The sequence below is a fragment of the Geodermatophilus obscurus genome (assembly GCF_900143215.1).
Lineage (GTDB): Bacteria > Actinomycetota > Actinomycetes > Mycobacteriales > Geodermatophilaceae > Geodermatophilus > Geodermatophilus obscurus_A.
The window spans coordinates 35,341-55,712 of sequence record NZ_FRDM01000008.1 but is presented as its reverse complement, the minus strand read 5'-3'; the positions used below and the strand labels follow the sequence as shown (position 1 = coordinate 55,712).

The following is a 20,372-nucleotide window of genomic DNA, read 5'->3' as shown; positions in this document are numbered from 1 at the left end:
TGGGTGAGCACATCTGGCGACCCTGAGTCACGATTGGCTCACGGATAGCGTGAAACCCACGGTTCGAACCCCCGTGACCTGCACATATAGCGAGAGCTAGGTTGGCGAGCAGGCTCAGCAGCGAGTCCTGCCCCCGACACAGCCAGAGCCCCGCCGGCCGACCGATGGTCGGCGACGACAGATTGGGTCGCACCATGCCCCTCCCTGACCTGTCCCCCGAACAGCGTGCCGCGGCTCTCGAGAAGGCGGCGGCCGCGCGCAAGGCCCGAGCCGAGCTGCGTGAGCGGCTCAAGAGCAAGGGCGCCACGGTCGGCGACGTCCTGCGTCAGGGCGAGACCGACGAGGTCATCGGCAAGATGCGGGTCTCCGCGGTGCTCGAGTCCCTGCCCGGCGTGGGCAAGGCGCGGGCTGCGAAGATCATGGAGCGGCTCGAGATCTCCCCGACCCGCCGGGTGCGCGGTCTGGGTGCCAACCAGCGCCGGGCCCTCGAGACGGAGTTCGGCGGCGAGAAGGTCGCCGCCGAGCAGGTCGCCGTCGAGAGCTGACCCGCAGGACCAGGCACCCGGAGGTCGAGGACGACGACGCGTGGCTCCTGCTGCCGTGGAACGCCCCCCGGCGCGGTTGACCGTGCTCTCCGGCCCCTCGGGGGTCGGCAAGGGCACGGTCGTGGCAGAGGTCCGGCGCCGGCACCCCGAGGTCTGGGTGTCGGTGTCGGCCACCACCCGTCGGCGCCGGCCCGGTGAGGTCGACGGGGTGCACTACCACTTCGTCAGCGACGCCGAGTTCGACCGGTTGATCGCCGAGGACGGCCTGCTCGAGTGGGCCGAGTACGCCGGCAACCGCTACGGCACGCCGGCCGCCCCGGTGCGCGAGCGACTCGCCACCGGCGCGCCGGCGCTGCTGGAGATCGAGCTGCAGGGCGCCCGGCAGGTCCGGGCCCGCGAGGCCGACGCCCAGCTGGTGTTCCTGGCCCCGCCGTCCTGGGCCGAGCTGGAGAGCCGGCTGGCCGGTCGGGGCTCCGAGTCGCCCGCGGTCCAGGAGCAGCGGCTGAGGATCGCGCAGGCCGAGCTGGACGCCGCCGGGGAGTTCGACGTGGTGGTCGTCAACGACGACGTCGCCCGCGCTGCCGACGAGTTGGTAGGATGGCTGACTGCGCCGTCGCCCAGGTCCCTCCGGAGCAGCGGCGCACCCGAGTGACGGGGCCCGCCGCCGCCGCCCGTCACTCCCGCCGAACGAGCTGAGGAGCACGCCCGCCCGTGTCCGGAGTCGCACCTGCCCCCGAGGGCATCACCAACCCGCCGATCGACGAGCTGCTCGAGCGCACCAGCAGCAAGTACGGCCTGGTGATCTTCGCCGCCAAGCGCGCGCGCCAGATCAACGCCTACTACAGCCAGCTCTCCGAGGGCCTGCTGGAGTACGTCGGCCCGCTGGTCGACACCGCCCCGCAGGAGAAGCCGCTCTCGATCGCGCTGCGCGAGATCAACGAGGGTCTGCTGACCCACACCGCCGGCGAGAACTGAGGCCCCGTCCCGGGCCCCGGCCCCCTGCAGGGCCCCGCGCGAGCGTGCGAGTGGTGGGGGGCAGGGGGTCCTTCTACGAAGAGTGGGGAGGACGGGGTCCTTCTCGCCCGGTCCCCCTCGCGAGCTCGGGGCGAGCCGCTGGACCGGGGCAACGGCCGGTGGCGTCGCTCCTGGCCGACCCGTGCTGACGACGAGACCCTCGGCCGGTGCCGGGGGTCTCGTCGTGTGTGGAGGATGGACAGCATGAGTCGCATCGTGCTCGGCGTCGCCGGGGGCGTGGCCGCGTACAAGGCCGCCCTGCTGGTGCGCGCGTTCACCGAGTCCGGGCACGACGTCCGCGTCGTCCCGACGCCGGCCGCACTGCACTTCGTCGGTGCGGCCACGTTCGAGGCGCTGTCCGGCAACCCCGTCACCACCGACGTCTGGACCGACGTCGACGAGGTGGCCCACGTCCGCATCGGGCAGACCGCCGACCTCGTCGTCGTCGCGCCGGCCACCGCCGACCTGCTCGCCCGAGCCGCCGCCGGCCGGGCCGACGACCTGCTCACCGCGACCCTGCTGACCGCGCACTGCCCGGTGGTGTTCGCCCCGGCCATGCACACCGAGATGTGGCTGCACCCGGCCACCCAGGACAACGTCGCCACGCTGCGCCGCCGCGGCGCGATCGTGCTGCCGCCCGCCGTCGGCCGGCTCACCGGCCCGGACTCCGGCCCCGGCCGGCTGCCCGAGCCCGCCGACATCGCCGCGCTCGCCTCGGTCGTGCTCACCGCGGGCCCGGCCGCCCTCGACTCCGATCTGGCCGGTCGGCGCGTCGTCGTCAGCGCCGGGGGCACCCGCGAGCCGCTGGACCCGGTCCGCTACCTGGGCAACCGCTCGTCCGGCAAGCAGGGCTGGGCGCTGGCCCGGGTGGCCGCCGCCCGCGGCGCCGACGTCGTGCTCGTCGCGGCCAACGTCGAGCTGCCGGCGCCCTTCGGCGTCCGCGTCGTCGGGGTCGGCACGGCCGAGGAGCTGCGGACCGCGGTGCTCGCCGAGTCGGCGGACGCCGACGTCGTCGTCATGGCCGCCGCGGTCGCCGACTTCCGGCCGGCGTCGGTCGCCGTGGCGAAGCTGAAGAAGGGCGGCGCCGCCGAGCCCGATGCGGTGCCGCTGGTGCGCAACCCCGACGTCCTCGTCGAGCTGGTCGCCAAGCGGCCCGCCGGGCAGCTGGTCGTCGGGTTCGCCGCCGAGACGGGGGACGACGACGCCGACGTCCTCACCCACGCCCGCGCCAAGCTGGCCCGCAAGGGCTGCGACGTGCTCGTGGTCAACGACGTCTCCGGCGGCCGGGTGTTCGGCCGGGCGGAGAACGCCGCCGTCGTCCTGGCCGCCGACGGGGCGGTCACCGAGCTGCCCGAGGGCAGCAAGGACGCCGTGGCCGCCGGGATCTGGGACGTCGTCGGCGCCCGGCTGGCCTGAGCCGGCACCGGCCTCGCCGCACGCCGGTAACGTGCACCCGACGAGATGCCCACGCCCGGGCACCACCCCACCGTTCCCGACCCCAGGGAGTACCGCGTGTCACGCCGCCTCTTCACGTCCGAGTCGGTGACCGAGGGCCACCCGGACAAGATCGCCGACCAGATCAGCGACTCGATCCTCGACGCGATGCTCGCCCAGGACCCGCGCAGCCGGGTCGCCGTCGAGACGCTGATCACCACCGGACAGGTGCACATCGCCGGTGAGGTCACCACCGCCGGCTACGTCGAGATCGCCGAGATCGTCCGCAGGACCATCCTCGGCATCGGCTACGACTCCTCCCGCAAGGGCTTCGACGGTGCCTCCTGCGGCGTCAGCGTCTCGATCGGCTCGCAGTCGCCCGACATCGCCCAAGGCGTCGACACCGGGTACGAGGCGCGCACCGCGGGCGCGACGGACGACGAGATCGAGCGCCAGGGGGCCGGCGACCAGGGCCTGATGTTCGGCTACGCCACCGACGAGACCCCCGAGCTCATGCCGCTGCCGATCGCGCTGGCCCACCGGCTCTCCCGCCGGCTCTCGGCGGTCCGCAAGGACGGCTCGGTGCCCTACCTGCGGCCCGACGGCAAGACCCAGGTCACCGTCGTCTACGAGGACGACCGCCCGGTCGGCGTCGACACCGTCGTCGTCTCCTCGCAGCACGCCGAGGACATCTCCATCGAGCAGCTGCTCGCCCCCGACGTGCAGGAACTGGTGGTGGAGCCCGAGCTCGCCGCGCTCGGCCTGCCGACCGACGGCTACCGGCTGCTGGTCAACCCCACCGGCAAGTTCGTCATCGGCGGGCCCATGGGCGACGCCGGGCTGACCGGCCGGAAGATCATCGTCGACACCTACGGCGGGATGGCACGCCACGGCGGCGGGGCCTTCTCCGGCAAGGACCCATCGAAGGTCGACCGCTCCGGGGCCTACGCCATGCGCTGGGTGGCCAAGAACGTCGTGGCCGCCGGCCTGGCCCGCCGCTGCGAGGTCCAGGTGGCCTACGCGATCGGCGCCGCCCACCCGGTGGGCCTGTTCGTCGAGACCTTCGGCACCGGCGCGGTCGCCGACGAGGTACTGGAGAAGGCCATCAGCTCGGCCTTCGACCTGCGCCCCGGCGCGATCGTGCGCGACCTGGACCTGCTGCGCCCCATCTACGCCCCGACCGCCGCCTACGGCCACTTCGGCCGCACCGACGTCGACCTGCCGTGGGAGCGGGTCGACCGGGTCGAGGCGCTGCGCTCGGCTGCGGGGGTCTGAAGAGGGAGGACCACCCTTCCCCCCGCGCCTCGCACACTCGGCGCGGGACCCTGGAGGGTGGCCGTTCCCGTACGTCACCAGGCTCGCGGCGGGGCCCGGCGAGGGGAGTCGGTCCAGCACGTCACCGGGCTCGGGACGCCGGCCGCGGCCGCTCAGCAGAGCCGTCGTACCCGGCGGGGACACTGCCAGGAGACGACCCCGCTGATCGGAGATCCCGCTGTCGAAGGACGCCGCCCCCCTCACCGCTCGCGAGCTCGGGGCGAGCCTTCGGGCGGGGCCGAAGCGGGTGGCCCGGGTCGTCGTCGACGTGCCGCTGGCGCACCTGGACCGGCCCTTCGACTACGCCGTCCCCGACGACATGGCAGACGAGGTCCGGGCCGGCTGCCGGGTGCGCGTGCGGTTCGCCGGGCAGCTGGTCGACGGCTTCGTGCTCGAGCTGGCCGACAGCAGCGAGCACGGCGGGAAGCTGGCGCCGCTGGCCAAGCTGGTGTCCCCGGAGCCGGTGCTCACCCCGCAGGTCATCGCGCTGGCCCGTGCGGTGGCCGAGCGCTGGGGCGGCACGGTGACCGACGTGCTCCGGCTGGCCGTTCCGCCCCGCCGGGCGGCGGCCGAGAAGCGCCCGCCCGCCGACCTCCCGCCGCTGCCGCCGGTGCCGGACCCGGCCGGCTTCGCCCGCTACCCGACCGGCCCGGCGCTGCTCGCCGCCGTCGCCGAGGGCCGGCCCGCCCGCGCGGTGTGGACCGCGTTGCCCGGGGAGGACTGGCCGGCCCGGCTGGTCGAGCTGTGCCAGGCCGCGCTCGCCGGCGGTCGTGGCGCCCTCGTGGTGACCCCCGACGGCCGCGACCTCGACCGGCTGGCCGCCGCCGCCGAGGCCCGGCTGCCGCAGGGGTCGGTCGTCGTGCTGCGCGCCGACGCGGCTCCCGACGCCCGGTACCGCCGCTTCCTGGACGCCGTCCGCGGCACCGCGCGGGTGGTGCTGGGCACCCGCGCCGCGGTCTTCGCGCCGGTCGCCGGCCTCGGGCTGGTCGCGGTCTGGGACGACGGCGACGACCTGCACGCCGAGCCGCGCGCGCCCTACGCCCACGCCCGCGACGTCCTGGTGCACCGGGCCCACCTCACCTCGTGCGCGGCCGTCCTCGCGGCGACCGCGCGCACCGCGGAGGCACAGCTGCTGGTGGAGAGCGGCTGGGCGCACGAGCTGGTCGCCGACCGCGCCACGCTGCGCGCCGCCGCCCCGCGGGTGCAGGCCCTGGGTGCCGACGCCGAGCTGGCCCGCGACCCCGCCGCGCGCACCGCCCGGCTGCCCAGCCTGGCCCACCGGGTCGCCCGCCAGGCCCTCGCCGAGGGCGCCCCGGTGCTGGTGCAGGTGCCACGCGCCGGGTACGCGCCCGGGCTGGCCTGCGACCGCTGCCGCGCGCCGGCCCGCTGCGCGGTCTGCTCCGGGCCGCTGGGCGTCGCCGCCACGCCCGGCCCGGGGGGGTCGCGGGTGCCGGCCTGCCGCTGGTGCGCCCGCCCAGCGGCGACGTTCGACTGCCCGTACTGCCACGGCACGAAGCTGCGCGCCTCCGTCGTGGGCGCCGCCCGCACCGCCGAGGAGCTGGGGCGGGCCTTCCCCGGAGCCGCGGTGCGGGTCTCCGGCCGTGGGTCGGGCGTGCTGCCCTCGGTGCCGCCCGGGGCGGCACTGGTGGTCGCCACCCCGGGCGCCGAGCCGGTCGCCGAGGGCGAGTACGGCGCCGCGCTGCTGCTGGACTCCTGGGCGCTGCTCGGCCGGGCCGACCTGCGGGCGGGGGAGGAGACGCTGCGCCGCTGGATGAACGCGGCGACCCTCGTCCGGTCCGCGTCGGCCGGTGGCCAGGTCGTCGTCGCCGCCGACGCCGCCCACCCCGTCGTCCAGGCGCTGGTGCGCTGGGACCCCGGCTGGCTGGCCGCCCGGGAGCTGGCCGACCGCCGCGAGCTGGGCTTTCCGCCGGCCACCCGGATGGCCGCGCTCTCCGGGACGGCGCCGGCGCTCGAGGAGTTCCTCGCGGCCGCGCGGCTGCCCGCCGACGCCGACCTGCTCGGTCCGGTGCCGGAGCCGCCGCGCCCGGGTCAGGAGGGCGAGCGGGAGCGCTACCTGGTGCGGGTGCCGCGGGCGGAGGGCGCGGCCCTGGCGCACGCGCTGGCCGAGGTGCAGGGCGTCCGCAGCGCGAAGAAGGCCACCGAACACGTCCGCGTGCAACTGGACCCGCTCGACCTGGTCTGAAGGGAGACCCTCCTGCTCCGCCGCTCGCAGGCTCGCGGCGGGCCTCTGCAGGAGGGCCGCCTACGATCGACCGGTGAGCGTGACCCCCATCCGGCTGCTGGGCGACCCGGTGCTGCGCACCCCTGCCGCCCCGGTCGTGGACTTCGACCACGAGCTGCGCAGGCTGGTCGCCGACCTCACCGACACCATGTTCGCCGCCGGCGGCGCCGGGCTGGCCGCCCCGCAGATCGGCGTCGGGCTGCGGGTCTTCACCTGGTACGTCGACGGTGAGGTCGGCCACCTGGTGAACCCGGAGGTGGCGCTGGTGGGGGAGGAGACCGAGGAGGGGCCGGAGGGCTGCCTGTCCATCCCCGGTTACACCTTCGACTGCCGACGGCACCTGTACGTCGCGGCCACCGGCTTCGACCTGCACGGGGAGCCGGTGCGGGTCGAGGGCTCGCACATGCTGGCCCGCGCTGTGCAGCACGAGGTCGACCACCTCGACGGCGTGCTGTTCGTCGACCGGCTGGACGCCGAGGCCCGGGCCGCCGCGCTGGCCGCGATCGGTGCGGCCGAGTGGGCCGGCGCCGGCGCGTGGGTCCCCCGCGTGGAGGTGAGCCCCCACTGAGGCTCCTGTTCGCCGGGACGCCGGAGGTCGCCGTCCCCTCGCTGGAACTCCTGCTGGCCTCCGACCACGAGGTCGTCGCCGTCCTCACCCGCCCCGACGCCCGCTCCGGCCGCGGCCGCAGGGTGAGCCGCTCCCCGGTCGCCGAGCGGGCCGACGCCGCCGGCGTCCCCGTGCTGCAGCCCCGCTCGCCGCGCGAGCCGGGGTTCCTCGAGCGGCTCACCGAGCTGGCCGTCGACAGCGCGCCGGTCGTCGCCTACGGCGCCCTCGTGCCGCAGGCCGCGCTCGACCTGACGCGGCACGGCTGGGTCAACCTGCACTTCTCGCTGCTGCCGGCCTGGCGGGGCGCCGCACCGGTGCAGCACGCGGTCATGGCCGGCGACGAGCTCACCGGCGCCTCGACCTTCCGGCTGGAGGCGGGCCTGGACACCGGGCCGGTCTACGGCGTGGTCACCGAGCCGATCGGTCCGCGGGACACCGCCGGCGACCTGCTGGGCCGGCTCTCGATCAGCGGCGCCCGGCTGCTGGTGGCCACCCTCGACGGCATCGCGACCGGCTCGCTCGAGCCCCGGCCGCAGCCGGCCGAGGGGGTCAGCCTCGCGCCGCGCCTCGAGCCGGCCGACGCCCGCGTCGACTGGTCGTTGCCGGCCTCCGTCGTCGACCGCCGGGTCCGCGGGGTCACACCTGCTCCCGGCGCCTGGACGACGTGGCGCGGCGACCGGCTGCGGCTGGGGCCGGTCGAGCCGCTGCCCACGTCGCTCGGCCAGGCGCCCGGCGAGGTCTCGGTGGGCGCCACCGGCGTCCTGGTCGGGACCGGCCGCGGCGCGGTGCGGCTCGGCGAGGTGCAGCCGGCCGGCAAGCGGCTGCTGCCGGCGCCCGACTGGGCCCGCGGCGCACGGCCGGCTCCGGGCGAGCGGCTCGGCGGCGACCCCTCGTGAGTGCTCCCCGGCGCGGCACCCGGCGTCCGCCGTCCCGCCGCTCCCGGCCGGTGCTCGACGGCGCGCGACTGACCGCCTTCGACGTCCTCGACGGCGTCTCCGGCCGCGACGCCTACGCCAACCTGCTGCTGCACCAGCTCCTGCGCGAGCGCGCCGCCGACCTCGCCGAGCGCGACGCCGCGTTCGCCACCCAGCTGGCCTACGGCACCCTGCGCGCCACCGGCACCCTCGACGCGGTGCTGGCCCCGCTGGTCTCCCGGCCGCTGGCCGAGCTCGACCCGCGGGTGCTCGACCTGCTGCGGCTGGGCGCCTACCAGCTGCTGGACCTGCGGGTGCCTGCGCACGCCGCCGTCGACACCACCGTGGCGCTCACCCGGGCGATCGTCGGCACCGGTGCCTCCGGTCTCGTCAACGCGGTGCTGCGCAAGGTCGCCGCGGGTGGCGACCGGGCGGCCTGGGTGGAGCGGCTCGGCGGGGACGGTGACCAGCGGCTGGCCCTGGTCACCGACCACCCGCGCTGGATCGTCGAGGCCTGGCGCGACGCGCTGCCCGACGAGGCCGAGGTCGAGCCCGCGCTGCTGGCCGACGACGCCGCGCCCGAGGTGCACCTGGTCGCCCGGCGGGTGTCCCGCGAGCAGCTCGCGGCGGAGTCCGGCGGGCAGCCCGGCCCGTGGTCGCCGTACGCGGTCCGGCTCGGCGGCGGTGACCCCGCGCGCGTCCCCTCCGTGCGCGAGGGCCGGGCCGCGGTGCAGGACGAGGGCAGCCAGCTGGCGGCCCTGCTGCTGGCCCGCGCGCCGCTGGAGGGCCCGGACGCCGCCTGGCTCGACGTCTGCGCCGGCCCCGGGGGCAAGGCCGGTCTGCTGGCCGCCGTCCGGCCGGAGGGAGTGCGGCTCACCGCGGCCGACCGCGCGCCGCACCGCGCCGAGCTGGTCCGCCAGGCGCTGCGCGACGAGGACGACGTCGAGGTGCTGGTCGCCGACGCGCGGACGCCGCCGTGGCCGCCGGGCTCCTTCGACCGCGTGTTGCTCGACGCCCCCTGCACCGGCTTGGGCGCGCTGCGCCGCCGTCCCGAGGTGCGCTGGCGGCGCACCGCGGACGACGTCCCGCCGCTGGTCGAGCTGCAGACGGCGCTGCTGGACGGCGCGCTGGCCTCGGTCCGCCCCGGCGGCGTGGTGGCCTACGTGACCTGCTCGCCGCACACGGACGAGACGGTCGCCGTCGTCGACGCCGCGGCCGGGCGGGACGACGTCGAGGTGCTCCCGGTCGCGCCGCTGTTCCCCGAGGTGCCGGGGCTGGCCCGGGACGACTACGGGCAGTTGTGGCCGCACCGGCACGGCACCGACGCGATGTTCATGGCCCTGCTCCGCCGCACCGGCTGAGCGGACCGGCGCGCTCAGTCGTCGGTACCGCTCGACGGCGACGCCGTCGCCGTCGTCTTTCCCTCGGCCGTCGTCTTTCCCTCGGCCGTCGTCTGTCCCTCGGCCTTCGTCTTTCTCTCGGCCGTCGGGGTGGGGGTCGCCGTGGTCGAGGGCGCGGCGGTGTCGAGGTCCTGCGCCCCGTCGGACTCGTCGTGGTCGCCGCCATCGCCATCGCCGTTGCTGCTGCTCCTGCTCCAGCGGTCGTCGCCGTCGTCCTCGTCGTCCTCGTCCGGCTGCGACGAGGGCGTGGGGGAGGCGGTCGCAGCGGGAGCTTGGGGTGTCGCCGGTGCGGGGACCGGTGCCGGTTCCGCCGGCGCGGGGCTCTCCGTGGGACCGGTCGGCGTCACCGGCTCCGCCGCGACGGGCGCCGGCGCGGCTGGGGTCGCGGGAGTGGGCGCCGGCCGGCGGGGCGGCGGCGTGGTCGTCGGTGCGGCGTCCGGCGCAGCGGGAGGCGCCGGCTGGGCGGAGGACGGCCCGGCCGCGGACGGCGCCGCCGAGAACGGCTCGGGGAGCGACTCCGCCCGCCGCTGCGCCCGCTCCTCCGGGGTGCGCTCCGGGGGCACCGCGGAAGGTTGATCCTCCGGTGGTGGAGGCGGCGCGGCGCCCGCGTCCGGTGCCGGGTCGTCCGGCTGGGTCGCGCCGTCCTCGCCCTCCTCGAGGGCGGGCCGGGCGGGCTCGCCCGGAGCGCCCAGCAGGGCGAACCCGGCCCAGGCCCCGGTGAGCGTGGCCGTGCCGATCGCGGCCAGCACGGCGATGGCCCCGGCGAACAGGGCCAGCCGCTCCGACCACCGCCGCGGGGCCGGCCTCCCGGTCGCGGCGTAGTGCAGCAGGACCCGGCGCCGCTGCGGGTCGGGAGGGGGTCCACCGCGCCCGGGCCGGTGCCGGCCGGTGTCGGTCATCCCGTCGTCCGGTGGGGAGGCTCGTTCGGGCGCAGGCGGCGCTCGGCCCACAGCGCCGCCTGGGTGCGGTCGGTGGCGCCGGTGCGCTGCAGGATGCGGGTGACGTGGGTCTTCACGGTGGCCTCGCTGATCCGCAGCCGCCGGGCGATCACCTTGTTGGGCAGGCCCTGACGGACCAGCTCCAGCACCTCCTTCTCACGGTCGGTGAGCAGGTCGCCCTGACTGCGGTCGCGCAGGTCGGCGAGCACGGCGGCGGTCACCATCGGGTCGACCGGCGCTCCGCCCGCGGCGATGCACCGCACCGCGTCGAGGATGGACTCGCCGTCCTGGTACTTGAGCAGGTAGCCGTCGGCGCCGGCGACCAGGGCGGGCAGCACGAGGTCGGGCTCGCCGAAGGAGGTGAGCACCAGCACCGGGGTCCGGTGGCCGCGCTCCCGCAGCACACGGATCACCGTCACGCCGTCCTGGCCGGGCATCGACAGGTCCAGCAGCAGCACGTCGGGGTCCAGCTGCTCGACCAGCTCCAGGGCGGCGTCGCCGTCCCCGACCGCCCCGACGCACTCCAGCCCGTCGGCGGCGGCCAGCAGGCTGGAGATGCCCCGCCGGACGACGGCGTGGTCGTCGACCACCAGCACCCGGATCACCGTGCCGCTCCGGCGGTCACGGCGGCGGCGGTGGCCAACGGCACGGTCGCGACCAGCTGCGTGCCCTCGCCCGGGGCGCTGGACAGCGTGAGCGAGCCGCCGGCGTCCACCAGCAGCTCCCCGAGCGCCCGCAACCCGACGTGCCCGGCCGCGGCCCGCTCGGCCAGCCGCCCCTCGTCGACCCCCTGCCCGTCGTCCTCGATCCGCATCGTGGCGACCCCCTGGTCCTGCGTGACGGCGACCTCGACCGAGGTCGCGCGGCTGTGCGTGACGACGTTGCGCAGCGCCTCCTGGGCGCAGCGGTAGAGCAGTGCGGCCGTCGGCCCGGGCAGGTCCCGGGCGTCGTCGGCGCGCACGGTCACCCGGATGCCGGAGCGGGTGAGCTCCTGGGCGAGCAGCTGCAGCGCCGGGAGCAGCCCGCCGCGGAAGCCGCCCCGGGCCGGGATCAGCGCGACGAGCAGGGAACGCAGGTCCTCGACCGATTGCCGCACCCCCTGCGCGGTCCGCTCCAGCAGCTCGGCGTCCTCGGCGTTGCGGGGTGCGCCGCGCATCTGCGCGGCGTCGATCTCGAAGGCCAGGGCGGTGAGGTCCTGGACGGTGTGGTCGTGCACCTCAGCGGCGATCCGGCGCCGCTCGGCGTCCGAGGCGTCCACGGTGGCCTGGAGCAGCGCGTCCTCCGACTGCCGGGACCGGCGCAGCTTCGACGCCAGCCGCCAGGCCAGCGGCACCTGGAGCACCTGCAGCAGCGCCAGTGCGCCCAGCGCGGCCGGCGCGAACCGCAGCCAGGTGCGCTGCGCGAGGTCGGTCACCTCGGTGTAGCTCTCGTGGAACTCGACCAGCAGCGGGGTGCCGTGCACGTCCTTCACCCCGACCCAGGCCACCAGCACCTGGCCGCTGCTGCCACCGGCGACCACGCCCGGGTCCCCGGGCTCGGCCACGAGCGAGGCCACCGAGCCGGACTGCAGGGCGCGGCGTGCGTCGTCCGGCAGCGCGGCCATCCGGCCGACGACGCTGCGGTCGTCGGCCCAGAGCACCTGCCCGCTGCTGGAGCGCACCCGGACCGCGACCACCGGGCTGGCCGTCACCAGCGCGTCGACGTGCGTGCGCAGGTCCGTGGTCGGGTCGGGAGGCAGGCCCGGGTCGCCGTCCAGGGCCGGGGTGAGCGTGGCGGCGGTGACGCGGGCGAGGTTCTCGAACGACCGGGTGCCCTGGTCCAGACCGGCCCGGCGGGCGAGCACCCCGGTGAGCAGGGCCAGGGCGAGGGTCACCGCGAGGCCGGCACAGGTGAACCAGGCAACGGGAGCGGCGACCGAGGCGTCACGTCGCGCTCGGTGTCCTGCCGTCCGCGGTCTCAGCCGGCCCACGGTGAGCACCATAGAGAGGACCAGTTCCGTATCGGGGGTCTCGGAGCGCGGTGCGGTGCCGAGCAGGCGAAATGGTTGCGCACACCCGGGGGAGTGGCACGGACGGCGATGCCCCGGCCACCGTGCGGGGACGGGAACCAGGCGCGTCCGGACGACGACCACTGCACCGTGACCAGTCGCTCCCCGGCCGCGCGCCGGACTCCCGCCTTTCTCCTGATGGGGGCCGTCCTGTTCGCTGCCGGCACCGGGACGGCGACCGCCCACGTCCACGTGGACGCGCCCGGGGCCGTGGCCGGCGGCGGTCCGGTGACCCTGGAGTTCTCCGCCGCCGCCGAGGCCGACGCGGGCATCACCGCGATGCGCACCCGGCTGCCCGCGGGCATCGCCCCGGCCGACGTCTCGCTGGCCTCCGGCCCGGCCGGCTGGACGCTGACCCCCACGGCCCAGGGCTTCGAGGTCGGCGGGCCCGCGCTGCCCTCCGGGGAGGACGCCGAGTACGCGGTGACCGTGGCGCGCCTGCCCGCCGGGGTGACCGAGCTGACCTTCCCGACGGTGCAGGTCTACGCCGACGGCACCGAGGACGCCTGGATCGAGCAGGAGGTGCCCGGTGGGCCGGAGCCGGAGCTCCCGGCGCCCGTCCTCGCCGTCGCCCCGGGGACCGCCGTCCCCTGGACGCCGGCACCGGTCACCCCCGCCCCGACGGCGGAGCCCGCCCCGACGGGAGGTGCCGAGCCGGCGGAGCCCACCGCGACGGCGCCCGACCCGGCCGCCGCGGCCGAGGAGGGGGCCGGCAGCGGCCGGCTCGTCGCGGTCGCGGCCGCTGCCGGGCTCGCCGCGCTGGCCGGCGGTCTCTGGTACCGCCGCTCCCGCGCGGAACGGTGATCACGCCCGCCTAGACTCGGCGGACGTGCCCCGCAGCCCGCTGATCGCGCCCAGCCTCCTGTCGGCGGACTTCGCCCGGCTGGCCGAGGAGTCACAGCGGGTCGCCGACGCCGACTGGCTGCACTTCGACGTCATGGACGCGCACTTCGTGCCGAACCTGACCTTCGGGCTGCCGGTGATGCAGGCGGTGCAGGCGGTCAGTCCCGTGCCGCTGGACTGCCACCTGATGATCGAGGACCCCGCGCGGTGGGCACCGGGCTACGCGGAGGCCGGCGCGCGCAACGTCACGGTGCACGCCGAGGCCTGCACCGGCGATCCGCGTGCCGTCGCCCGCGACCTGCGCGCCGCCGGGTCGCTGGCGGGCCTGGCGCTCAAGCCCGGCACCGCTCTGGAGGAGTACCTCGACGTGCTCCCGGAGTTCGACACCCTGCTGGTCATGACGGTCGAGCCCGGCTTCGGCGGCCAGCGGTTCATCGCCGAGACGCTGCCCAAGGTGCGCCGCGCGCGCGAGCTGGTCGACACCGGGCACCTCATGCTGCTGGTCGAGGTCGACGGCGGCATCAACGCCGACACCATCGAGCAGGCCGCTGCGGCCGGCGCCGACGTGTTCGTCGCGGGGTCGGCGGTCTACGGCGCCGACGACCCGGCGCGGGCGATCGCGGGTCTGCGCGCGCGAGCCGCTGCGGCGTGGCAGGGGTGACCGTCTCCGCGGCCGAGCTCTCCGCCATGGCCCGGGCACGCGAGCTCGGCGCGAGCGTTCTCGGTACCACCAGCCCCAACCCCGCGGTGGGCGCGGTCGTGCTCGCCGCCGACGGAACGCCGGTGGGGGAGGGCGCGACGGCGCCGCCCGGCGGCCCGCACGCGGAGGTCCGGGCGCTGCAGCAGGCCGGCGAGCGGGCACGCGGCGGCACCGTCGTCGTCACCCTCGAGCCGTGCGCGCACACCGGCCGCACCGGGCCCTGCGCCGACGCGCTGCTCGCCGCCGGCGTCGCCCGCGTGGTGGTCGCCGTCCCCGAGCCGACCCGGCCGGCCGGGGGCGGCGCCGCCCGGCTGCGCGCCGCCGGCGTCGGGGTCGAACTCGGCGTGGAGCAGCAGGCCGCCGAGGAGGGCGCGCTGGGGGCGTGGCTGACCGGCGTGCGCGAGGGGCGCCCGTTCGTGGTCTGGAAGGTCGCCGGCACCCTCGACGGGCGGGTCGCCGCCGCCGACGGCAGCAGCCGCTGGGTCACCGGCTCGGAGGCCCGCGCCGCCGTCCACCGGTTGCGGGCCACCTGTGACGCGGTCGTCGTCGGCTCCGGGACCGCGCTGGCCGACGACCCGCGGCTGACCGTCCGCGACGCCGACGGACGGAACGCCGCGCGGCAGCCGCTGCGCGTGGTCCTCGACCGCCGCGGCCGGCTGCCCAGGACGGCCCGGGTGCTCGACGGCGCCGCCCCCACGCTGGTCAGCACCGCCGCCTCACCGCGGGAACTGCTCGGCGAGCTCTTCGCCCGCGACGTGCGCCGGCTGCTGCTCGAGGGCGGCCCGACGCTGGCCGCGGCCTTCCTGCGCGACGGCCTGGTGGACGAGGCGGTCGTGCACCTGGCGCCCAAGCTGCTCGGCGCCGGCGCCCTCCTCGTCGGCGACCTGGGAATCAGCGGGATCGGCGACGCGCTGACCCTCACGGTCACCGGCCTCACCCGCCTGGGCGGGGACGTGGAGATCAGGCTGCGGCCCAACCGGCACACTGGGGAGCGGCGCGTCGCGGACTCCCACGGCGTGACCGGAGGGAGTTGATCGTGTTCACCGGGATCGTCGAGGAGATCGGCACCCTGCTGGCCCGCGAGGAGCTGACGGAGGCGGGCGGGGAGGCGACAGCCGCCCGGCTGCGCATCCGGGCGCGCACGGCGCTGGAGGGCGTGGCGCTGGGCGACTCGATCGCCGTCAACGGCGTCTGCCTCACCGTCACCGGGTTCGCCGGGGCGGGTCCGGGGGGCGACAGCACAGCCGCGGAGTGGACCACCGACGTGATGGCCGAGACCCTCCGGCGGAGCAGCCTGGGCGCCCTGTGCGCCGGCGACCCGGTCAACCTGGAGCGCGCCGTCACTCCGCACACCCGGCTCGGCGGGCACCTGGTCCAGGGCCACGTCGACGGCGTGGGCACCGTCCTCACCCGCACCCCCGGCGAGCACTGGGAGGTGGTGCGGGTCGGGCTGCCGCCCGAGCTGGCGCGCTACGTCGTCGAGAAGGGCTCGATCACCGTGGACGGCGTCTCGCTGACCGTCAGCGCGGTCAGCGCCGCCGCCGACCCCGGGCCGTGGCTCGAGGTCAGCCTCATCCCCACCACCCTGCGCGAGACCACGCTGGGTGCCGTTCCTCCCGGGAGCCCGGTCAACCTCGAGGTCGACGTGATCGCCAAGTACGTGGAACGCCTGTTGGGAGCACGCACGTGAGCGAGATCATCCGGCTCGACACCGTCGAGGACGCCATTGCCGCGGTCAAGAGCGGCCGTCCGGTCGTCGTCATGGACGACGAGGACCGCGAGAACGAGGGCGACCTGATCTTCGCCTCCGAGCTGGCCACCCCCGAGCTCGTCGCGTTCATGGTCCGCTACACCTCGGGTTACATCTGCGTGGCCGTCTCCGAGGCCGACGCCGACCGGCTGGACCTGCCGCCGATGTTCCGCGTCAACCAGGACCGCCGCGGCACGGCCTACACCGTCACCGTCGACGCCCGCGAGGGCGTGACCACCGGCATCTCGGCCGCCGACCGGGCGCACACCATCCGGCTGCTGGCCTCGCCGGAGACCGACTCCACCGACCTGGCCCGCCCCGGGCACATCGTGCCGCTGCGCGCCCGCGACGGCGGCGTGCTGCGCCGGCCCGGCCACACCGAGGCCGCGGTCGACCTCGCGGTGCTCGCCGGCCTGCGCCCCTCGGGCACGTTGTGCGAACTGGTCAGCGAGAAGGACCCGGTCGGCATGGCCCGCGGTGACGAGCTGCGGGTCTTCGCCGACGAGCACGACCTGTGCCTGATCTCCATCGCCGACCTCATCGCCTACCGCAAGCGCTTCGACAAGCTCGTCGAGCGGGTGGCCGAGGCGACCGTGCCGCTGGCCCCGGGCACCTTCACCGCCGTCGGCTACCGCAGCTCCTACGACGAGCGCGAGCACGTCGCGTTCGTCTACGGCGACATCAACTCCGAGGACGGGGCGGGCCCCGGCGAGGACGTGCTGGTCCGGGTGCACTCCGAGTGCCTCACCGGCGACGTGTTCGGCTCGCTGCGCTGCGACTGCGGCCCCCAGCTGCAGGCCGCGCTGGCCGCGGTGGCGCAGGAGGGCCGCGGGATCGTGCTCTACATCCGCGGGCACGAGGGCCGGGGCATCGGCCTGCTGCACAAGCTGCAGGCCTACCAGCTGCAGGACAGCGGCATCGACACCGTCGACGCCAACCTCGACCTGGGGCTGCCCGCCGACGCCCGCGACTACGGCACCGGCGCGCAGATCCTCGTCGACCTCGGTGTGCACACGATGCGGTTGCTCACCAACAACCCGGCCAAGCGGGCGGGCCTGGAGGGCTACGGGCTCAAGGTGACCGGCCGGGTGCCGTTGCCCAGCCACGTCACCGCGGAGAACCTCGCCTACCTGCGCACCAAGCGCGACCGGATGGGGCACCTGCTGGACATCATCGAGCCGGAGACCGAGTCCGGCCCGGCCGACGCCGCGACCGTGCCGGGCACCGACGTCCCGCTGCGCCAGACGGAGCAGCAGCTGTGAGCATCGCGGGTTCACCGATGGGCACAGCGAAGGTCCCGCGAACGCGGCCGACGAGCGCCGGCGAGGAGGTCTCGTGAGCGGGAGAGGCGCACCGGAGGCGCCGGCGGTCGACGCCACCGGGCTGGCGATCGGCATCGTCGCCACCACCTGGCACGCCGAGATCACCGGCGCGCTGCTGGATCGCGCGGTCGCCGCGGCGGTCGCCAGCGGGATCCCGTCACCGACCGTCGTCCGGGTCCCGGGCGCCGTCGAGCTGCCGGTGGTCGCCCAGGCGCTCACCGAGCGGCACGACGCCGTCGTCGCGCTCGGCGTGGTCATCCGGGGTGGGACGCCGCACTTCGAATACGTCTGCGACGCGGTCACCGCCGGGCTCACGCGGGTGGCGCTCGACGCCGGCACGCCCGTCGGCAACGGCGTCCTCACCTGCGACACCGAGGAGCAGGCGCGCGACCGCGCGGGCCTGCCCGGCTCGGTCGAGGACAAGGGCTGGGAGGCGGCGGTGGCCGCCCTGGCCACCGCGCTCACCCTGCGCAGCCTGCGCGGGCCCGCCGGGTCCACCGGCTTCTCGATCCGACCGGCCGACGGGAGCCGCGCGTGAAGACCTTCGACCAGCTGTTCGCCGAGCTCGCGGCCAAGGTCGCCGCCGGCGACCCGGCGTCGGGAACGGTCACGGCCGTCCGCGACGGCGTGCACGCCGCGGGCAAGAAGGTCGTCGAGGAAGCCGCCGAGTCCTGGATGGCGGCCGAGCACGAGGGCGCCGAGCGCACCGCCGAGGAGGTCAGCCAGCTCCTCTACCGGGTCCAGGTCCTCCTGCTAGCCCGCGGGCTGACCCTGGACGACGTCTATGCCCACCTCTGAAGAAGGACCCTCCTGCCCCCCACCGTGACAGGACCCCGTCCCCCTCACCCCTCGCACGCGCTGGGTGAGCCTCCGGACGGAGCCAGCAGCGGGACCTCGCAGGAGGGCCGTTCCGTCCACCCCCGACCGAAGGAGTTCGTCCGTGCTGCGCATCGCCGTGCCCAACAAGGGCGTCCTGAGCGAGCCCGCGGCGGCCATGCTCACCGAGAGCGGCTACCGGCAGCGCCGCAGCACCAAGGACCTCGCCGTCTACGACCCCGACAGCGACACCGAGTTCTTCTACCTGCGGCCTCGTGACATCGCCGTCTACGTCGCCGCCGGCACCCTCGACGTCGGCATCACCGGCCGGGACATGCTGCTGGAGACGGCGCCGGCCGTCGGTGAGGGCGCCGCCGCGGTGGAGGTCATGCCACTGGGCTTCGGCCGCTCCTCGTTCCGCTTCGCCACTCCGGCGGAGTCCGACATCGAGACCGTCGCCCAGCTGGCGGGCAAGCGGATCGCCACGGCGTACCCGGTGCTGCTGCAGCGGTACCTCGACGAGCAGCGCATCCCGGCGGCGGTGGTCAAGCTCGACGGCGCGGTCGAGACCGCCTGCCGGCTCGGCGTCGCCGACGCCGTCTGCGACGTGGTCGAGACCGGGACGACGCTGCGCGCAGCCGGGCTGCACACCATCGGTGAGCCGGTGCTCACCAGCGAGGCCATCCTGGTTCGGCGGGCCGGGGCCGAGGAGATCCCCGCGGTGGCGCAGTTGCGCCGCCGGCTGCGCGGGGTCCTGGTCGCGCGGCAGTACGTGATGCTCGACTACGACTGCCCCAACGACCTGCTGGAGAAGGCGACCGCGTTGACCCCGGGTCTCGAGGGGCCGACGGTCAGCCCGCTGCAGACCGAGGGCTGGTCGGCGGTGCGCGCGATGGTCGCCCAGACCGACACCAACCGGGTGATGGACGAGCTCTGGGAGCTCGGCGCCCGCGCCATCCTGGTCACCAGCATCCACGCCTGCCGGCTGTGACGGTGCGGTCCCACCGGACCGCACCGCGGCCGGGGACCGTCCCCGACGGTCGCTGAGCCCCAGGGACCGGCACCGCGGCTCGGTCCCGCCGGTGAGCATCGGCGGGTGGTGGCCGCTGTCGGCGTGCCGGACGACCACTTCCCGCTGGTCACCGGGCCGGGAGCCCTGGAACGCACGAGAGCCCCCGTCCGGCCGGACGGGGGCTCTCGTACGCGTTCCACCGGGTGGTCCCGCGTCCGGTGGCTCGGGACGGGTGCTTCGTCAGCGGGGGCGCATGGTCCGGTCGACGAGGTCGATCGCGGTGCACAGCCCCAGCGCCATGGCCCGGCCGCTGGTGGCGCCGGTGGCCAGCAGCCCGTCGACCGCCGGGGCCAGCGGCCGCTCGCCGACCAGCCCGTGCAGCACCGCGGCGTACTCGGCGCTGACCCGCCCGGCGGCGGCGTGCCGCAGCAGCGCCCGCGACAGCTCGGTCGTCCGGCCGGCGGCCAGCGCGGAGACCGCGGCGGAGAACCGCTCGGCGGCGGGGTGCCCCAGCAGCACCAGGCCCGCCATCGTCCCGGCCATGACGTCGTCCCCGGCCGGGGTGAGCCCCGGGCCCAGGCCGATCAGCCGGGTGGCCGTGCGCAGCGCGGCGTCGAGGTCGGCCCGGCGGACGGCGCCGCGCAGGGCGGCCAGCGGACCTCCGGGACCGGCCGGCAGACCCGGCAGGGTGAAGGCGCTGTGCGGCACCCCCTCGCCGTAGAGGGCGTTGCGCAGCTGGCGCACGCCCTCGGGCAGCAGGGCCGGGCGGGGGCGCGGCAGTCGGGGGCGCGGGTCCCACCAGGCGGCGGCGCTGACGGCGAGGTCGCCGACGACGATGCGCCCGCCGCCGACCTCGGCCGGCGCGTCGGGCGGCAGCGCCACCAGCGGGCGGCCGTTGCTCGGGCGGAAGAGCACGCAGGCCAGCGGGAGACGTGCGGCGTCGTTGGTGAGGACGCCGACGACATCGCCGCCGCGCTCGGTGGGCACCTGGAGGTAGACGGCAGCGGGGACGCTGAACAGCACGCGCGCCGGGCGGACCGGACCGCGCAGGAGGTCGGCGACACCGGTGCTCGCGGACGCGGGTACGGCGGTCGCGGCACGGGCGGGGGGAGCGGTGCGCGCGGTCGCCTGGGCGGACTCGCGCGGCAGGGGGATGGTGGGTAGTCCGGCCCGCGCGGCGTGGCCGCGCGGGGGCGGCTGAGCCCCAGGGCGGCTCCCGCCCGGGCCTGCGGTCTGGTCGATGGTGCGCATGGCGACCTCTTCACGCTGGAGACCACGGGAGGCGCCGTCGGCTCGAGACCCCCCGCCCAGGCCCTGCCCCCAACCGCTGGAGGGGCTGGGCGGCACCCTGGGAGGGGAACCGGCCTACCATCCACCGGGCGAGGTGGAACCGGGTCTCGAACCTAAGCGGCGCGTCGCACGCCCAAGTATGGCGGAAGTCGCCAAGAATGGGGTAGTGCGTCCAGGCACTCCT

At 76.4% G+C, this 20,372-nt stretch carries 21 protein-coding genes; 17 read left to right on the top strand and 4 right to left on the bottom strand.

All coding sequences use genetic code 11. The features are described 5' to 3' along the window. The first annotated feature begins 194 nt into the window (after window positions 1-194). The 9 genes from mihF (at window position 195) to BUB17_RS10040 (ending at window position 9,431) form a co-directional block, all read left to right on the top strand. Entirely contained in the window at window positions 195-545 is a 351-nt protein-coding gene (gene mihF, locus BUB17_RS10080; RefSeq protein WP_072917442.1) for an integration host factor, actinobacterial type, read from the top strand. Window positions 546-585: 40 nt separating this feature from the next. Next, window positions 586-1,197, top strand: coding sequence for a guanylate kinase (gmk, locus tag BUB17_RS10075; RefSeq protein WP_072917439.1), 612 nt, complete (start codon window positions 586-588; stop codon window positions 1,195-1,197). A gap of 59 nt (window positions 1,198-1,256) precedes the next feature. Then, a complete protein-coding gene (rpoZ, locus tag BUB17_RS10070) occupies window positions 1,257-1,520 on the top strand; it encodes a DNA-directed RNA polymerase subunit omega (protein ID WP_012949163.1) in 264 nt (87 codons plus the stop codon). 243 nt (window positions 1,521-1,763) lie between these two features. Next, window positions 1,764-2,975, top strand: coding sequence for a bifunctional phosphopantothenoylcysteine decarboxylase/phosphopantothenate--cysteine ligase CoaBC (gene coaBC, locus BUB17_RS10065; RefSeq protein WP_072917437.1), 1,212 nt, complete (start codon window positions 1,764-1,766; stop codon window positions 2,973-2,975). 96 nt (window positions 2,976-3,071) lie between these two features. After that, window positions 3,072-4,268, top strand: a complete 1,197-nt coding sequence (gene metK, locus BUB17_RS10060) for a methionine adenosyltransferase (protein WP_072917434.1) — start codon at window positions 3,072-3,074, stop codon at window positions 4,266-4,268. A gap of 286 nt (window positions 4,269-4,554) precedes the next feature. Beyond that, window positions 4,555-6,510: a primosomal protein N' gene (locus BUB17_RS10055; RefSeq protein ID WP_083606236.1), complete on the top strand. Its 1,956-nt coding sequence runs from the start codon at window positions 4,555-4,557 to the stop codon at window positions 6,508-6,510. A gap of 73 nt (window positions 6,511-6,583) precedes the next feature. Continuing rightward, window positions 6,584-7,117 (top strand): peptide deformylase, encoded by a 534-nt coding sequence (def, locus tag BUB17_RS10050; protein WP_072917430.1) that lies wholly within the window; start codon window positions 6,584-6,586, stop codon window positions 7,115-7,117. After that, on the top strand, window positions 7,084-8,052 hold the full coding sequence (fmt, locus tag BUB17_RS10045; RefSeq protein ID WP_244277109.1) for a methionyl-tRNA formyltransferase: 969 nt from the start codon (window positions 7,084-7,086) through the stop codon (window positions 8,050-8,052). Before def ends, fmt begins: the two co-directional genes overlap by 34 nt. Further along, the gene (locus tag BUB17_RS10040) at window positions 8,049-9,431 is read left to right on the top strand and encodes an RsmB/NOP family class I SAM-dependent RNA methyltransferase (protein WP_072917427.1); all 1,383 of its coding nucleotides are present in this window, start codon (window positions 8,049-8,051) and stop codon (window positions 9,429-9,431) included. The genes fmt and BUB17_RS10040 overlap by 4 nt, the downstream gene beginning before the upstream one ends. 14 nt (window positions 9,432-9,445) lie before the next feature. Here the strand turns inward: BUB17_RS10040 and BUB17_RS10035 are convergent, their stop codons facing one another. The 3 genes from BUB17_RS10035 to BUB17_RS10025 are packed head-to-tail and all read right to left on the bottom strand — an operon-like array spanning window position 9,446 to window position 12,281. Next, complete coding sequence (locus tag BUB17_RS10035) at window positions 9,446-10,369, bottom strand: hypothetical protein (RefSeq protein WP_072917408.1); 924 nt, start codon at window positions 10,367-10,369, stop codon at window positions 9,446-9,448. After that, window positions 10,366-11,013: a response regulator gene (locus BUB17_RS10030; RefSeq protein ID WP_072917402.1), complete on the bottom strand. Its 648-nt coding sequence runs from the start codon at window positions 11,011-11,013 to the stop codon at window positions 10,366-10,368. Before BUB17_RS10030 ends, BUB17_RS10035 begins: the two co-directional genes overlap by 4 nt. Continuing rightward, window positions 11,010-12,281, bottom strand: coding sequence for a sensor histidine kinase (locus tag BUB17_RS10025; protein WP_072917400.1), 1,272 nt, complete (start codon window positions 12,279-12,281; stop codon window positions 11,010-11,012). The genes BUB17_RS10030 and BUB17_RS10025 overlap by 4 nt, the downstream gene beginning before the upstream one ends. 264 nt (window positions 12,282-12,545) lie before the next feature. On the opposite strand from BUB17_RS10025, the gene BUB17_RS10020 reads away from it, so the two are divergent. The 8 genes from BUB17_RS10020 to hisG all read left to right on the top strand — a co-directional run bounded on the left by BUB17_RS10020 (window position 12,546) and on the right by hisG (window position 18,877). Beyond that, on the top strand, window positions 12,546-13,259 hold the full coding sequence (locus tag BUB17_RS10020) for a DUF1775 domain-containing protein (RefSeq protein ID WP_208983359.1): 714 nt from the start codon (window positions 12,546-12,548) through the stop codon (window positions 13,257-13,259). Window positions 13,260-13,284: 25 nt separating this feature from the next. Next, window positions 13,285-13,959 (top strand): ribulose-phosphate 3-epimerase, encoded by a 675-nt coding sequence (gene rpe / locus BUB17_RS10015; protein ID WP_072917395.1) that lies wholly within the window; start codon window positions 13,285-13,287, stop codon window positions 13,957-13,959. Further along, on the top strand, window positions 13,956-15,032 hold the full coding sequence (gene ribD / locus BUB17_RS10010; RefSeq protein WP_208983358.1) for a bifunctional diaminohydroxyphosphoribosylaminopyrimidine deaminase/5-amino-6-(5-phosphoribosylamino)uracil reductase RibD: 1,077 nt from the start codon (window positions 13,956-13,958) through the stop codon (window positions 15,030-15,032). The genes rpe and ribD overlap by 4 nt, the downstream gene beginning before the upstream one ends. Window positions 15,033-15,034: 2 nt before the next feature. Then, on the top strand, window positions 15,035-15,688 hold the full coding sequence (locus BUB17_RS10005) for a riboflavin synthase (RefSeq protein ID WP_072917393.1): 654 nt from the start codon (window positions 15,035-15,037) through the stop codon (window positions 15,686-15,688). Further along, entirely contained in the window at window positions 15,685-17,010 is a 1,326-nt protein-coding gene (locus tag BUB17_RS10000) for a bifunctional 3,4-dihydroxy-2-butanone-4-phosphate synthase/GTP cyclohydrolase II (protein ID WP_072917390.1), read from the top strand. The genes BUB17_RS10005 and BUB17_RS10000 overlap by 4 nt, the downstream gene beginning before the upstream one ends. A gap of 73 nt (window positions 17,011-17,083) precedes the next feature. Beyond that, entirely contained in the window at window positions 17,084-17,608 is a 525-nt protein-coding gene (ribH, locus tag BUB17_RS09995; protein ID WP_072917388.1) for a 6,7-dimethyl-8-ribityllumazine synthase, read from the top strand. Then, window positions 17,605-17,868 carry a phosphoribosyl-ATP diphosphatase gene (locus tag BUB17_RS09990; RefSeq protein ID WP_072917385.1) on the top strand — a complete coding sequence of 88 codons (264 nt, stop codon included), beginning with the start codon at window positions 17,605-17,607 and terminating at the stop codon, window positions 17,866-17,868. The genes ribH and BUB17_RS09990 overlap by 4 nt, the downstream gene beginning before the upstream one ends. A gap of 142 nt (window positions 17,869-18,010) precedes the next feature. Further along, a complete protein-coding gene (gene hisG / locus BUB17_RS09985) occupies window positions 18,011-18,877 on the top strand; it encodes an ATP phosphoribosyltransferase (RefSeq protein WP_072917381.1) in 867 nt (288 codons plus the stop codon). A gap of 261 nt (window positions 18,878-19,138) precedes the next feature. On the opposite strand, the gene BUB17_RS09980 is transcribed toward hisG, so the two are convergent. Continuing rightward, entirely contained in the window at window positions 19,139-20,149 is a 1,011-nt protein-coding gene (locus BUB17_RS09980) for an oxamate carbamoyltransferase subunit AllH family protein (protein WP_072917379.1), read from the bottom strand. Window positions 20,150-20,372 lie beyond the last annotated feature (223 nt).